This is a genomic window from Rubrobacter marinus (genome assembly GCF_011492965.1).
Taxonomy (GTDB): domain Bacteria; phylum Actinomycetota; class Rubrobacteria; order Rubrobacterales; family Rubrobacteraceae; genus Rubrobacter_F; species Rubrobacter_F marinus.
Map to the genome: position 1 here is coordinate 1,751,601 of NZ_CP045121.1, position 13,147 is coordinate 1,764,747.

Sequence of the window (13,147 nt, forward strand, 5' to 3'; positions counted from 1 at the left end):
CGCCACGTCCGCGCGGCACCCGTCCCGCTCTCCTATAATGCCTGCCCTATGGCGAACGGGAGCTTCTGGAAGAGCGGCAGGGTACCGGGGGAGGTGGAGCTGGCGTACGGCCGCGTGGGGGAGGGGGCGAACCCCATCCTCGCCCTGCACGGCATCACCGCCCAGCACCGGGCCTACAACGCGGTCGCGCGCCGCCTCGCGCACCCCGACGGCATGGTCGCGCTCGACCTGCGCGGGCGCGGCGACTCCGAGAAGCCTCCCCCCGGCAACTACGGCCTCGACGCGCACGTGGGGGACGTCGTCCGCGCCCTCGACCACCTCGGGGTGGAGCGCGGCATCCTCTGCGGCCACTCCATGGGCGCCTTCGTGGCCCTCAGGGTAGCGCTGCTCCACCCCGACCGCGTCTCGGCCCTCGCCCTCCTCGACGGCGGCTGGCCGCGCCCGGAGGAAGAGCCGGACGAGGCCGACGCCGCGGCGATACAGGAGGGCCTCGAACGAGCCTTCCGGCGCCTGGACATGGTCTTCGAGACGCCGGAGGACTACCTGAACTTCTGGTTCCCGAACCAGAACCTCACCTACGACGACCTCCCGCCGGACCTGGCCGACTACTACCGCTACGACCTGCAAGGGGTAGAGGGCGGCTACCAGCCCAAAGCCTCTATCGACGCCGCGCGCGAGGACTCGGACTCCGTCTCCTCCGGGGCTCCGACGCTCGAAGAGATGAAGAACATTACGCATCCGGTCTCCCTGGTGCGAGCCGCCGAGGGCTTCTTTCCGGGGACCGCGCCGCTCATCTCCGACGAGACCCGGGACGCCATGCTCGGGGCATTGAATATCCGCTCGGAGACCGTCGTGCCCGGCACGACGCACTACACGATGATGTTCGAGCCTTCCGCCACCACGACCGCGGGCTTTCTGGACTCCCGGGCGGGCTCATGAGGTAGGGCACGCGGACTTTTGGTCAGCCCGGGATGACTCGACTGCAATGCATGGTATAATGCAGACTTCGGGAACCTCTCCGGGCGGGGGGAGGTTCCCGACTTACGTTCCGGGGCGTCGCCCTTACGTTACTGCTGGTCCTTCGGGCGCGTGACCTCTTCGCAGACCACGTAGTGCACCCTGTCGGCGGGGATGAGCCACTGCCTGCTCGCCTGGGAGGTGATGCGCAGGGGCTGGTTGTTCTGCAGCGAGTTGGAGATGTCCACGAGGGCGCTCTCGGCGTCCTGCTGGTTCTCGTAGACGCCGTACCTCATCCTCGGGAGGGAGTACCCGACCGTGGAGCCCGTGTGCGCGCCGGGGGCCTCGTCGCGGCCGGCGGAGGCCCATTCCTCTTCCCTGTCCTGCTGCGGGTGCTTGCCGGGATCGACGAGCCAGACGATTACGCTGTATGCCACGATGCTCCTCCTGTTCGCCACGTGCTTGCATAAACTACGATTGACCCGATATCTATCCCCTGCGCCGTTGGGCCATAAACGCGGGCGAACGGCCCTCCCGCCGCGTTCGTGTACGCTCGCCCATCGCGGGAGAAGAGGACCGCCCGAGGGGGAGAAGGCCGAGCTCGGGGCCCGCGGCCCTACCTGAGAAGGCGGTGCGCCAGCAGCCCGAGGCTCGCCAGCGCGAGGCCGACGACCGGGACGGCCACGGGGAGCACGAAGCGCCGCCGGACCTTCCCCAGAAACGACTTCGTGTCGTTAAGGTGGGGGAAGGGTCGCCCCGCGGGCTCCTCGACGCCGAGAAACTCGCAAAGGGGGCCCCAGCCCTGCTTCACGCTGTAGACGAGGAGCCTCCCGGCGGGGACGCGCTCCTTCACCTCCTCGATGTGGCGCTCGTAGACGCCGATCGCGTGCTCCCTGTCCTCGAAGCGCCCCGAGAAGGCGCCGTCCCAGATCACGCCCTCCGTCATCCGGGTGGCGTGACGGGTCTTGGGCGCGACGAGGCGCAGGAAGGAGAGGACGGGGGAGGCGTAGGGGGTCTTGGGCACCCCGTAGATGGTGTTCAGGGTGCTCTCGTACCAGCGGTCGGGGTCGCGGACCGTGAGGATCACGCGCGCCTCCGGGTACGCCTCCGCGAGCTCCTCGTAGAAGGAGGCGGCCGGCCAGTCCAGGGCCGAGCGGTAGCCCTCCAGCAGGGAGCGCCAGTCCACCGTCTCGCCCCGGGCCGCCGCGGTCCACGCCTCGACGTGCTCCGGGCTCCGCACGGAGTCTTCCATGCTGTAGCAGGGGCCGAAGCCCAGCTCCTCCAGCGCCGCCTCCAGGGAGGTCGTCCCCGTCCTCCCGAAGCCGGCCCCGATGACCCTTACGCTCAAACGCCCCCTAGATCCATCGCCGAAGGAGTATTTGCCGTTCTGTCGCGACCTCTAAACGCGCGGTCGACGGGAGGGGCGGCGGGGGAGGGCGGCGGGAGGGGCTAACGCTCCTCGGGCCGGGCCTCGTGGCTCATGTCCGGGGCGCCCGTGAAGCCCTCGGGGCCGCCGGCCGAGAGCCGCTCGGGCTCCTGGACGCCGGCGAGCGCCCTGTCCAGGGCCTCCTCGTCCGTGGGGTCGGGGAGCTCGAGGCGGGAGGCCAGCGTGCGGTCGAGCTCCTCCTCCGAGAGCCCGCGCACCTCCTCGTTCATCCTCTTCACCTCCGGCTCCGGGAGGTCCGAGAGCCCGAGGTCGTTGACCATCAGGGCCACCAGCTTGCGCTCTTTTGTCCCGCGATCCGCCATCTGTCTGGCTCCTCTCGTCTGTGATGCATCGGCCGTCGAGCGCCCAAGTCTACAACGCGCCCCGCGACGGCGGCGGGGTACCGGGTTTTCGTTAAAGGTGGGATATAACTAGCCGTGCCCCGTGAGGGAGGGGGCGTCATGCAAGGCAGAACACCACGATTCTCGGGAGCTTGCGGTTTGAGGAAGATGCTCACCATCCTGCTTGTCCTTGGCCTCCTCGGCTCTTGCGGGGGCGCCGGGCCCGCGGCCCCCGAGGCCGCCCCGCGCGAGGAGGAGACGACCTCCGCGACGACGGGCGAGCCGACCGGCGAGACCTCGCCGGAGCCGACGGCCCCCGCGACCGTCGCGCAGACGGAGCCCGAGCCGCCGGAGGAGCCGGCGGTGCGGGCCACCTCGAGCACGCCCGATGCCCCGGCCGTCGGCGGCGAGGGCATGGTCAGCTCCGCCCACCCGCTCGCCACCGAGGCCGGCCTCGAGGTCCTCGCCGACGGCGGCAACGCCTTCGACGCCGCCGTCGCGGTCGCCGCCGCCCTCAACGTCGTCGAGCCGATGATGAGCGGGGCCGGAGGCTACGGCGCCCTCGTCGTCTACGACGCCGAGAAGGGGGAGACGCGCTACCTGGAGGCCGGGAGCCGCTTCCCGGCGTCGACCGACCCCTCGGTCTTCCGCCCGCCGACGCCCGGCTACGAGGCGAACCGCTGCGGGGCCCCCGCCGTCTCTGCGCCCGCCAACGTGGACGCCTGGGAGAAGCTCTCCGAGGAGTACGGCGACCTCGAGTGGAGCCGGCTCTTCGAGCCCGCCATAGGGTACGCCGAAAACGGCTTCGCCATCGACGGGGTGACGGCCGGTTGGATCGGCTCGGAGTACCCGGCCTTCCCCGAGAACGCCCGCGAGATCTACGGCAGGGACGGCGTCCCGCTCCAGACCGGGGAGACCCTCGTCCAGACCGACCTCGCAGGGTCCCTGCGCCAGATACAGCGCGAAGGCGCCGACTCCATGCACGGCGGCTCTCTGGGCGAGGCGATGGCCGCGACCGTCCAGGAGGGCGGCGGCTTCCTGACGCTCGACGACACCCGCGAGAACCGCGCCGAGTGGCTCGACACCATAAGCATCGGCTACCGCGGCAACGAGGTGGTCACGGCCTCGCCGCCCTCCACCTCCTGGGGCATGCTCCTCCGGCTCGGGGTGTTGAGCGAGTTCGACCTCACCCCGCAGGATCACAACACCTCCGACTACCTCCACGCCCTCACGGAGGTCTCCAAGCAGGGCGGGCAGGTCGCCAGGGAGTACGCCGCCGACCCGCCGTTCGACCTCCTGCTCTCGGAGGAGTACTGGGCCGAGCAGGCAGCGAACATGAGCCCCTACTACGCGAGCCCCTACGAGCCCTTCACCACCGTCGACTCCGCGGCCTCCTGCTCCCCGACGGGCTACACGCCCACCGGGCCGGCCAACAACGCGCAGGCGAACTCCCAGGGCTACACCACCCACTACGTCGTCGCCGACGGGGAGGGGAACGTCGTAAGCTCCACCCAGACCCTGGGCAACGTCTTCGGGAGCAAGGTCATGCCCGAGGGGACGGGGCTCTGGCTGAACGACGCGACCGCCTGGAGCCGCTTCGAGCCCGTCGGGAACGTCTTCGACGTCTACCCCGGACGGAAGAGCCTCTACGCCCTGTGCCCCGTCATCGTGCTGCGCGACGGGAAGCCCACCATCGCGCTGGGCACCCCCGGCGGGCGCACCATCCCCAGACCACGACCCAGATGCTGACCAACATGGTCGAGTTCGACATGGACGTGCAGGACGCCCTCTCCGCCCCAGGACGAGCTTCGTGATCCCGGACATCCTCGCCGTCGAGGAGGGCATAAGCCAGCCCGTCCGGGATGACCTGATCTCGCGCGGCCACAACGTACGCCCCGCGACCGCGGCCCTGGGCAACGCCCACGCCCTCACCATCGAGTACGACGAGGAGGGCAACCCGGTCCGCTTCAACGGGGGCGCCGACCCCCGCGGCGCCGGCTCGGCGGCGGGGTACTAGGAAGGAGACGCGAGCGGCGTGAAAGCATCGGGGATCTTTTGCTCTGGATCGTAGCGGGAGCCTCGCTCTTCGTGGTCGCGTTCGACGCGCTCGGCTCCCTCGCCGCCCGGCGGTTGGGCTTCCCCTACGCCGTCCTCACCGTGGTATCGTTGCTCGTCTATGGGACGACGGGGGCCCTTGCGGCGGACCAGTCCGGGGTTACGATGGGCACTCTGGCGGCGGGGATTGTGGGGCTCGTGGACTCAACCTTGGGCTGGGCGGTCTCCCGGAAGTTAGGGGCGGGGCGCCTCCCCAATGAGGCGCCCCGCCCCGGGGTGTCCGCGGGCACCGTCCTGCTCGTCTCGCTCCTCGCCGCGGCGATCGGGCTGGTCGGAGGCTCCGTGGTTACCGCGGGTTAGAGGCCGCGCCCCGCCGTAGCGGCTTCGGGGCTGGAGGGCGGGCGCGTCCCGTAAACGCGGCGGGAGATGGAAAGCGGCGCCGGTGATGCGGCTTATAACCGATGAAGCCCGGCGGCTTGGAGGGGGAATCCACAAAGGTTTCACACTCTGCGGGCCACCGGGCACAAGCATGGTACATGCGCGTCGCGCGCGGGGCAATACTGTTTTTCGTGTATGTCAGGAGCGGACGCCGGGCGCCCCGATCTCCGCGCGCAGCGCCTCGACCTCGTCCGTGATGCCGGAGAGCGAGCCCCTGGCCTCGGACATGCGGGCGTGCTCGGTGCGGACGAAGCGCGTGTAGGGGGCGATGGCCTCGCGCATCCGCTCGACCGAGCGCGAGAGCTCCGCCTCGAACTGCCTTCTCACCACCTCGACGAGCCGCTCGCGCAGGGCCTCGGTCTCCTGCGCGAACTCCGCCCGGGCCTTGCGGCGCCTGTTCGGCAGCACGAAGAGGCCGTAGCCGCCCAGGATCGCGACCGCGATAAGCCCGGTCACGTCGAGGAAGCGGGTCGTGAACAGCGTGACCACGAGCGCCCCGATGCCCAGAGCGCCCGCCCCCGAGGCGGCCGTGCGGGTGACCGCGTCCTGTATGGAGAGCGCCAGCTCCGCCGACTCGCGCTCGCGGTCGTAGCGGCGGACGACGTCCTGGGCGTTCCTGCCGACGGACTGGAGAAGCTGGTTGCGGTTGTACTCGAAGTTGTCCCCGACGTCGCCGATGATGTGCTCGTCGTAGCGGGCCTGGCGCCTGCGGTTCACGTACTCCACGACGCTGCGCCACTGCTTCAGGTTCCGGTCGACCATCCAGTCGATAAGCTCCTGGACCCGTTCGTCTATGAGCGCCTCGGTGTCGGCGACGACCTCTTCCTTGAAGCGTTCCTGCACCTTGTCGCGGCTCAACAGCTCGCGGATGTTGAGGAGCCTTATGTTCTCTTCCAGCCACGCGTCGCCGCGCTCGCTCATCCGCAGGACGATGTTCTCCAGCTCCGCGAGGCGCGCCTCGAAGTCCCGCCGCATGTCCTCGGTGTAAGCCTCGAGCTGCGACTCGACGTTCTCCGCCATCCTGAAGTCGTCCTCCAGGAGGCCGAGGCGCTCGTTCACCGCGAGCCCGTAGCGGCGGACGAGCTCCTCGACGACGCCCAGGGGGCTCTCCAGCTTGAGCCGGACCCGGCCCTCCTCGTCGAGGAGCCCCCGCACGTACCCCTCGAGCTCCCCGAAGCCGCTCGCGCTCAGGAGCGCGTCGGCCTCCAGGCCTCCGAGGCCGGAGGCCTTCGCCTTCCGGGCGAGGTAGGCGGAGACGAAGAAGATCGGCGGCTTCAGCCCGAGCATCGAGCGCACGCCCTCCTCCACGAAGGATCGGACCTGTTCGCGGGCCTCGTCGCCGCGCAGGAGGTCCACCTTGTTCACGACGAGCACGATCTTCTTGCCCCAGTCGCGGATAAGCTCCAGGTACCCGCGCTCCGACTCGGTGAAGGGCCTGTCCGCGGAGGTGACGAAGAGGACGAGGTCGCTCCGGGGGACGAAGCCCCGGCTGAGCTCCTCGTGGTGGCGGATGATGGCGTTGGTCCCCGGCGTGTCGACGATGGCGACCTCGCGCAGGAAGTCGTTCGGGTAGCCCCTCTCCAGGACCCCCTCCCGGCGCTCGCGGTCCTCCGGGCGCTCGGCGTAGCGCAAGACGGTGATGCGGTCCGTCGTGGGCGTGACGCCCTCCGTGGAGATCTCCGCCCCGAGCAGCGCGTTGATGAACGCGCTCTTGCCCGCGTTGAACTCCCCGACCACGACGAGCAGGAAAAGCTCCCCGATGTCGTCGAGCTTCTGGCGGACGAGCCCCACGTCCTCGGGCGGCGCGCCGAAACCCTCGAGGAACCCGACGACGCCCTCCAGGAGCGCCCGCTCGCGCTCCGCCAGATCCTTCCAACGCTCGTCGAGAATTCGCACCGCGCCCCCACGCCTCCGAGATCGAACGACACCGCGGATTGTACCCGGTCGGCCCCCCGCGCGGGCGCCGGGGTTCGTCCTCCGGCCCCTGTTCCGTCTCCCCGGCTAAAGGGTTTCGGGGTCGTGCCGATGATAAGCAGAGATCAGAGAGAGGAGATCCCTGTGATAGAGACGAACCTGGACGTGCACCAGGCGATGCAGGAGTTGATGGGCATCCACGGGGCGGTGGGCGCCTCGATCGTCGACTACGAGAGCGGGATGGTGCTCGCCGACGCGGGGAGCCACGTCGACCTCGAGTACACGGCGGCGCGTTTCTCGGACGTCGTGCGCATGAACCTCGACATCATGAAGGTCTCCGGGCTCGACGACGGCATGGAGGATATCCTGATCACCTACGACAACTCCTTCGTGCTGCTCCGCATCCTGCGCAACGCCGAAGGGCTCTTCATGCAACTGAACTTCAACAAGATCGGACCGAACATCGGGCTCGCGCGCTACAAGCTCGGCCAGGTAGACCGCCGCCTCACGATCTAGCCCTCCCTCAAAGCTCCCCGGCGAAGGCGAGGCGGGCGGCGGCGAGGTCCCACAGGGCGTGTCCGACGCTCTCGAAGACGATGGGCCCGTCCCTCTCCTCGAACCTCTCCGGGCCCCGGAGCGCGTCCTCCAGGGCGACGGCGTCCCCCCAGTCGAACGCGCCGGCTTCCCCGGCGGAGATCAGGTCCCCGGCCTCCTCGCGGGCGCCTTCGAGGTCGTCCACGACGACGCGCGCCGCCGCGACGAGCGGGGCCGGAAGCTCGACCATGTGCGGCCGGAAGGAGCCGACGGCCGCGACGAAGGCGTCGCCCCGCACCCCTTCGGACAGCACGGGTACCTCGCTCGTCGTCGCGGTGACGACGAGGGTCACCTCCCCGACGGCCCCGGCGAGCTCCCCCTCGACCGCCAGCGCCTCCATACCCAATCCCCTGGCGTGCTCGACGAGGGCGCGCTCCCCTTCCGCCCCGCGGGACCCCACGAAGACCTTCTCGGTGCCGAGCCCCTCCCGGAACGCCTCGAGGTGCGCCCTGCCCTGCGTGCCCGCCCCCAGGATCAGGAGCGGGCCGTCCGGCCTCGGGGCGAGGGACGAGGCCGCGAGGAGCGAGAGGGCCGCCGTGCGCCGCGCCGTCACGGTCGCGCCGTCGAGGACGCCGAGCCGCTCTCCGGTCGCCGCGCGCATCGCGACGACCTCGCCCCGGATCGTGGGCAGCCCCCGCTCGGCGTTGCCGGGGTGTACGGTGACGAGCTTCGTCACCGCGAGGGCCCCGTCGGCCGCGGGCATCACGAGCAGGGTCGCGCCGCCCCCGAGCGGGAGCCGGAGCCTCGGAGGGGCGTGCGCCTCGCCGGAGGCCTTCATCCCGAGCACCTCCCCGAGGGCCTCCGCGAGCGCGGGGTAGGGGAGGAGGGCCCGCGTCTCGGTCGCGTCGAACGTCCTCATGCGACGGGCAGGATACACCCGGGCCGCGAACTCGCGCGCTCGCCCGCGGGCGGGGCCGCGCGGGCTCGCTTGAAGCTTGAGGGGCAAAACGACTGTGGTACCCTATCCCGCTAGTGAAAGCGGGCGTCGAAGAGCCACCGAAGAAGAGAAAGCCGCTCCTGCGGAACTTCGCCGTACCCTCCGGTCTTGTGCCGGCCCGGAGGACGCTCGCCGTCTCGGTCGGTCTCCTCGTGGCCGGGTTCGCGCTCTTTCTCTACCTGAGGACGCTCGCCCCGACGGTGCTCTACTACGACCGTCCGACGCTCCTGGACTCGGCCATGTTCCAGGCGCAGCTCTCCACCCTGGGCGTGACGCACCCCACGGGGTACCCGACCTACACGATGCTCGGGCACCTCTTCACGTACCTGCCCATCGGGGACCCCGCGTACAGGATCAACCTGTTCTCCGCGATCGTGGGCGCCGCCGGGGTGCTCGTGCTCTACCTCGTCGGGCTCCGGCTGACCGGGAGCATCCTCGGGGCCGGGCTCGGGGCGCTCGCGTTCGGCATCGGCGACACGTACTGGAGCCAGGCGATCATCGCCGAGGTCTACACCCTCAACGTCCTGTTCATCACGACCGTGCTCCTCCTGTTGCTCGTGTGGAGGGACACGCGCCGGGACCGCTACCTCCTCGCCGCGTGCTTCCTCATGGGGCTCTCCCTCACGCACCACGTGACGAGCGGGCTCCTGCTGCCGGGGGCCGCCATCTTCGTCTTCGCGGTGGAGAAGAGGAAGTTCGTGCAGTGGCGCGTCGTCCTCAAGGGGGCGGGGCTCTTCCTCGTCGGGCTCCTGCCCTACCTGTACCTGCCCATACGCGCCTCGATGAACCCGCCGATGAACGAGGCGGACCCGACGACCCCGCGCGCTTCTGGGAGCTCGTCAACGGCGGGCAGCTCACCGGCGTCTTCGGGACCTTCGGGCCGGACCTGATCCCCCTGAGGCTCTCGTTCTTCGGGGGTACATGGGCGACGAGTTCCACGTCGTCCTGCTCTTCCTCGCGATGTTCGGGGCGATAGTCGCGGTCTTTCGGGACCGGGCCGCCGCCGCCCTCATCGGCTTCCTCTTCCTCGGCTGGCTGGCCTACGCGATCGAGTACGAGATCTTCGACTTCTTTCTGTACTTTATCCCGTCCTACCTTATGCTCGCCCTGTTCATGGTCTTCGGCGTCGCCGCCCTCTTCGACGGCGTCCGGAACCTGACCCGCGCCTCCCCGCCGGCCCTCGGGGCCGCGGCCGTCGTCCTGCTCTTCTCCCCGCTCCTCTACTTCACGCTCGCCGACGCCCGCAGCGACTACCGCAAGGTCGACCGCAGCGGCGACCTACAGGGGCGCGAGATCATCGAGGACGTCGCCAACAACGCCCTGCCGGACGCCACGATCCTGCACCACCGCAGCACGCTCTGGTACATGGTCCTCGTCGAGGAGCGCCGCCGCGACCTCACCCTCGTCAGCCCGTGGTACCCCTCCTGGCACCGCTACACCGACATCGTCTGGCCCGACGACATCGACCGCGCGACGGCGAACCTCCGCTGGGGGACCAGCGACTACACGGGCGTCGGCGCCGCCGAGGAGGCCGCCGAGCGGGCCGCCCCGTCTACATCCTCAACCAGCCGAGCGCCGGCCCCAGAACTTCTACGACGCCGGCTGGCAGACCGTGAAGGTCGAGGGCAACCTCTTCGAGCTCGTCCCGCCCGGCCGCGAGCCCTTCACGCCCATCGAGGAGCAGCAGGACGGTTAACGGCCCCCCCGCCCGTAGGCCTGCGGCGGCGCGGGCACGTCGGGGAAGACGGGGCGCCACATCCTCGTCACGGGGTGTACCCTGCCCAGCCCGACGGTCGCGCCCGAGCACCGCTCGTTGTACTCGATAAGCTCCCCCTGCGCCTCGGGCGGCAGCGCCTCGTAGTCCACGAGCGGCACCCGGCGCGAGAAGAGGTGGTCGTAGAGGATCTCGCGGAACTGCCGCTCGCTCAAATCCGGCGAGGGGTTGAGGGTCGCGTAGAGGTGCTCCTCGCCGCCCGCCAGGAGCGGCACGTCGAACATCTCGGGCTGGGTGTGGCCGATGTAGAAGCTCAGGTCCGGCACCGCGGCGCCGTAGTAGCCCTCGATCAGCTCCCGCCGGTCGGGCGGGCGCCCGTGCGTGGCCGCGAACTCCACGCTCAGGCGCGCTATCTTCTCCCACGGCGCGTCCGCGAAGAGCCCCAGCAGCAGCAGCGGCCCGTCGCCCGAGGCCGTCTCCTCCTCCAGCTCGGCGCAGGCCTCGAGCATCGGCCGGAAGACCGGGTCGACGAGCGCCTCCCTGTACTCCCCGTAGAAGCGCAGCCGTACCCCGGAGTCGAACAGCTCGCGGCAGACGGGGTCCTCCGCCAGCTTCAAGAGGCCGCTCATGGCGTAGCGCGTGTACTCCACGCCGCGGCGGAGGGTGACCGAGCCAAACTCGGGGGTCAGGACCACGCTCGCGCCGTGGTCGAACATCATGCGGTGGAGCTCGGCCTGGCGCCGGATCAGCACCGTCAGGTAGTCGCTCGCGCCGGAGTCGCGGCGCTTCCGCGAGAGATACCAGCGGCGCGTCCCGTTGTAGGGCCAGCCGACGACGAGGGGGGACGGGAAGCCCTTCACCGCCTCCGCCACCCGCTCCGGGGGCCAGTCCATCCACTCGGAGATCGAAGGGGACGAGTACGACGTCTCGGTGTTCAAACGGGCGCCTCCGTCGTTGGGGTCCAGCAGAGCGTCCCTCCACTATAGGGAAAAACCGGCTCCTCCGGAGCACCGGGTCCGCGCGACGTATCGGCTCAGGCGTTGCGGCGGCGCGACCCCGTTTGTAGAATCGCGATCCGGTAGGTGGCGGACAAATAGGAGGGGAACCGATGCTCTCGCGTGGCTCTGGCCGTACTCGTCCCTGGAACCCCCGGTCAAGTTGACCGGAGAAAGGAAGCGGAGGGCCGAGGATGCGTAGCTCCGCTTACCTGCGGCTCGCCGTAGACGAGCTCTTGCGGGCCGAAGATTCGCAGTTGATGCAATCCACGATCTACGACACGTGCTGGGCCGCCCGGTTGACGACCGAAGACGGCGGCATGGCATACCCGCACCTGCTGCCCTGGATACTGGACCGCCAGCAGGCGGACGGGAGCTGGGGCAGCCGCGTCCCGTACACGCACGACCGACTGCTGAGCACGCTGGTCGTGGTGGTGCTGCTCGCCCGCTTCGGGCACCGCCGCGACGACCAGGCGCGCAGGATCGCGGGGCAGCGCTACATCTGGCGGCACACGGACAAGCTGGAGCAGGACACCTACAGGACCATTGGGTTCGAGCTGATCCTGCCGAACCTCCTGGAGGAGGGGCGGGAGCTCGGCCTGGACCTCCCGTACACCCAGCTCGGGCACTACGAAGACGAGCGCGAGAAGAAGCTGAGCCTCCTGCCGCGGGAGAGGCTCTTCGACACCTGGACGACGGCGCTGCACTCCCTCGAGGCCTTCGCCGGCCGCATCGACGTCGAGGGGGCGGGGAAGCTCCTCCAGGAGGACGGCTCCATGGCGGCGTCTCCGTCTGCCACGGCCTGCTTTCTCTCGCAGACGCGCGACTGGCGGGAGCGCCACCCGCGCAGCACCACGTACCTCGAGGACCTGCTGGCGCGCGGCGGCGGCCTGCCCCCGGTCTCCCCCCACGACATCTTCATGCGCGCCTGGATCCTCTACTACCTGCACTACGGCGGCCTGACCGCGGAGCACGCCGGCGCGCTGAAGCCCCACCACGAGCACCTGATGAAGGCCTGGAGGCCCGAGGGGGTCGGCTTCTCCTCCAACGGCTTCCCCGACTCCGACGACACGGCGATGACCCTCCTCGCGCTCCACCGCGCCGGGTACGAGGTCGACGGGTCCTGCCTGCTCGCCTACGAGAGCGACCGCAACTTCGCCTCCTTCGAGCGCGAGAGGGACCCCTCCGTGAGCGCGAACCTGCACGTCCTGGAAGCATCGGAGACCATGCCCGAGGGCGACCGCGCCAGGGTCAGGGAGAAGATACTGGGCTACCTCATGCGCGCGCGCCACCACGGCACGTTCTGGAGGGACAAGTGGCACGCCTCCATCTACTACCCGACGAGCCGCGCCATGATGCTGCTTCCGTCCTACGTGCCGGACGAGATGGAGGAGACCCTGCGGTGGCTCCTGCACACGCAGCACGTCAACGGGGCCTGGGGCCAGCACGGCCCCACCGACGAGGAGACCGCCATCACCCTGCTCGCCTTGCTCCACCACCACCGCACCGTAAAGCCCCTCCCCCAGGAGCCGCTGAGCAGGGCCGCGTCGTACCTGGCGGCGAACGAGCGCCCGTTCAAGAACGACTACCACGAGCTGTGGATAGGCAAGACGCTCTACGCGCCGGCCTTCGCCATAAGGGCGGCCGTCCTGTCCGCCCTCAGCCTCTACGGGGACACGTTCGGAGAGGAAGTGTTCTGATCCGCCACACCCGGGCAGCCGATGCTGAGCGCCCTTACGTGATCGGGAGCGAAGCGTAGGGAGACCGGGGAAGCGG

Annotated in this window: 13 protein-coding genes; 7 read left to right on the forward strand and 6 right to left on the reverse strand. The window is 69.9% G+C overall.

What is annotated here, in order from left to right:
* Positions 1 to 48 precede the first annotated feature (48 nt).
* Entirely contained in the window at positions 49 to 939 is an 891-nt protein-coding gene (locus GBA65_RS08885) for an alpha/beta fold hydrolase (RefSeq protein WP_166396265.1), read from the forward strand.
* A gap of 128 nt (positions 940 to 1,067) precedes the next feature.
* Here the strand turns inward: GBA65_RS08885 and GBA65_RS08890 are convergent, their stop codons facing one another.
* The 3 genes from GBA65_RS08890 to GBA65_RS08900 form a co-directional block, all read right to left on the reverse strand.
* Complete coding sequence (locus tag GBA65_RS08890; protein ID WP_166396266.1) at positions 1,068 to 1,394, reverse strand: hypothetical protein; 327 nt, start codon at positions 1,392 to 1,394, stop codon at positions 1,068 to 1,070.
* A 179-nt stretch (positions 1,395 to 1,573) separates the two neighbouring features.
* Positions 1,574 to 2,305 (reverse strand): sulfotransferase family protein, encoded by a 732-nt coding sequence (locus GBA65_RS08895; protein ID WP_166396267.1) that lies wholly within the window; start codon positions 2,303 to 2,305, stop codon positions 1,574 to 1,576.
* 101 nt (positions 2,306 to 2,406) lie between these two features.
* Complete coding sequence (locus GBA65_RS08900; protein ID WP_166396268.1) at positions 2,407 to 2,706, reverse strand: hypothetical protein; 300 nt, start codon at positions 2,704 to 2,706, stop codon at positions 2,407 to 2,409.
* A 186-nt stretch (positions 2,707 to 2,892) separates the two neighbouring features.
* Here GBA65_RS08900 and GBA65_RS08905 point away from each other — a divergent pair, with 186 nt between their 5' ends.
* From GBA65_RS08905 to GBA65_RS08915, 3 genes are all read left to right on the forward strand, one after another.
* Positions 2,893 to 4,473, forward strand: coding sequence for a gamma-glutamyltransferase (locus tag GBA65_RS08905; RefSeq protein WP_228281946.1), 1,581 nt, complete (start codon positions 2,893 to 2,895; stop codon positions 4,471 to 4,473).
* 61 nt (positions 4,474 to 4,534) lie between these two features.
* Entirely contained in the window at positions 4,535 to 4,741 is a 207-nt protein-coding gene (locus GBA65_RS08910; protein WP_166396270.1) for a hypothetical protein, read from the forward strand.
* Between the two features lie 38 nt (positions 4,742 to 4,779).
* Complete coding sequence (locus tag GBA65_RS08915) at positions 4,780 to 5,139, forward strand: hypothetical protein (RefSeq protein ID WP_166396271.1); 360 nt, start codon at positions 4,780 to 4,782, stop codon at positions 5,137 to 5,139.
* A gap of 216 nt (positions 5,140 to 5,355) precedes the next feature.
* Here the strand turns inward: GBA65_RS08915 and GBA65_RS08920 are convergent, their stop codons facing one another.
* A complete protein-coding gene (locus GBA65_RS08920; RefSeq protein WP_166396272.1) occupies positions 5,356 to 7,113 on the reverse strand; it encodes a dynamin family protein in 1,758 nt (585 codons plus the stop codon).
* A 162-nt stretch (positions 7,114 to 7,275) separates the two neighbouring features.
* Between GBA65_RS08920 and GBA65_RS08925 the strand changes: the two genes are divergently transcribed.
* The gene (locus GBA65_RS08925) at positions 7,276 to 7,647 is read left to right on the forward strand and encodes a hypothetical protein (RefSeq protein ID WP_166396273.1); all 372 of its coding nucleotides are present in this window, start codon (positions 7,276 to 7,278) and stop codon (positions 7,645 to 7,647) included.
* Between the two features lie 7 nt (positions 7,648 to 7,654).
* Here GBA65_RS08925 and GBA65_RS08930 read toward each other — a convergent pair whose 3' ends face one another.
* On the reverse strand, positions 7,655 to 8,584 hold the full coding sequence (locus tag GBA65_RS08930) for a delta(1)-pyrroline-2-carboxylate reductase family protein (RefSeq protein WP_166396274.1): 930 nt from the start codon (positions 8,582 to 8,584) through the stop codon (positions 7,655 to 7,657).
* Positions 8,585 to 8,772: 188 nt separating this feature from the next.
* On the opposite strand from GBA65_RS08930, the gene GBA65_RS08935 reads away from it, so the two are divergent.
* Positions 8,773 to 9,552: a glycosyltransferase family 117 protein gene (locus GBA65_RS08935; RefSeq protein WP_166396275.1), complete on the forward strand. Its 780-nt coding sequence runs from the start codon at positions 8,773 to 8,775 to the stop codon at positions 9,550 to 9,552.
* A gap of 802 nt (positions 9,553 to 10,354) precedes the next feature.
* Here the strand turns inward: GBA65_RS08935 and GBA65_RS08940 are convergent.
* Positions 10,355 to 11,314: a hypothetical protein gene (locus tag GBA65_RS08940; protein WP_166396276.1), complete on the reverse strand. Its 960-nt coding sequence runs from the start codon at positions 11,312 to 11,314 to the stop codon at positions 10,355 to 10,357.
* A gap of 251 nt (positions 11,315 to 11,565) precedes the next feature.
* Here GBA65_RS08940 and GBA65_RS08945 point away from each other — a divergent pair, with 251 nt between their 5' ends.
* On the forward strand, positions 11,566 to 13,071 hold the full coding sequence (locus tag GBA65_RS08945) for a prenyltransferase/squalene oxidase repeat-containing protein (protein WP_166396277.1): 1,506 nt from the start codon (positions 11,566 to 11,568) through the stop codon (positions 13,069 to 13,071).
* Positions 13,072 to 13,147 lie beyond the last annotated feature (76 nt).

Coding starts and splice junctions, on each gene's coding strand:
- GBA65_RS08885 (WP_166396265.1), top strand. CDS start 49: ATGGCGAACGGGAGCTTCTGGAAGAGCGGCAGGGTACCGGGGGAGGTG.
- GBA65_RS08900 (WP_166396268.1), bottom strand. CDS start 2,706: ATGGCGGATCGCGGGACAAAAGAGCGCAAGCTGGTGGCCCTGATGGTC.
- GBA65_RS08905 (WP_228281946.1), top strand. CDS start 2,893: ATGCTCACCATCCTGCTTGTCCTTGGCCTCCTCGGCTCTTGCGGGGGC.
- GBA65_RS08930 (WP_166396274.1), bottom strand. CDS start 8,584: ATGAGGACGTTCGACGCGACCGAGACGCGGGCCCTCCTCCCCTACCCC.
- GBA65_RS08945 (WP_166396277.1), top strand. CDS start 11,566: ATGCGTAGCTCCGCTTACCTGCGGCTCGCCGTAGACGAGCTCTTGCGG.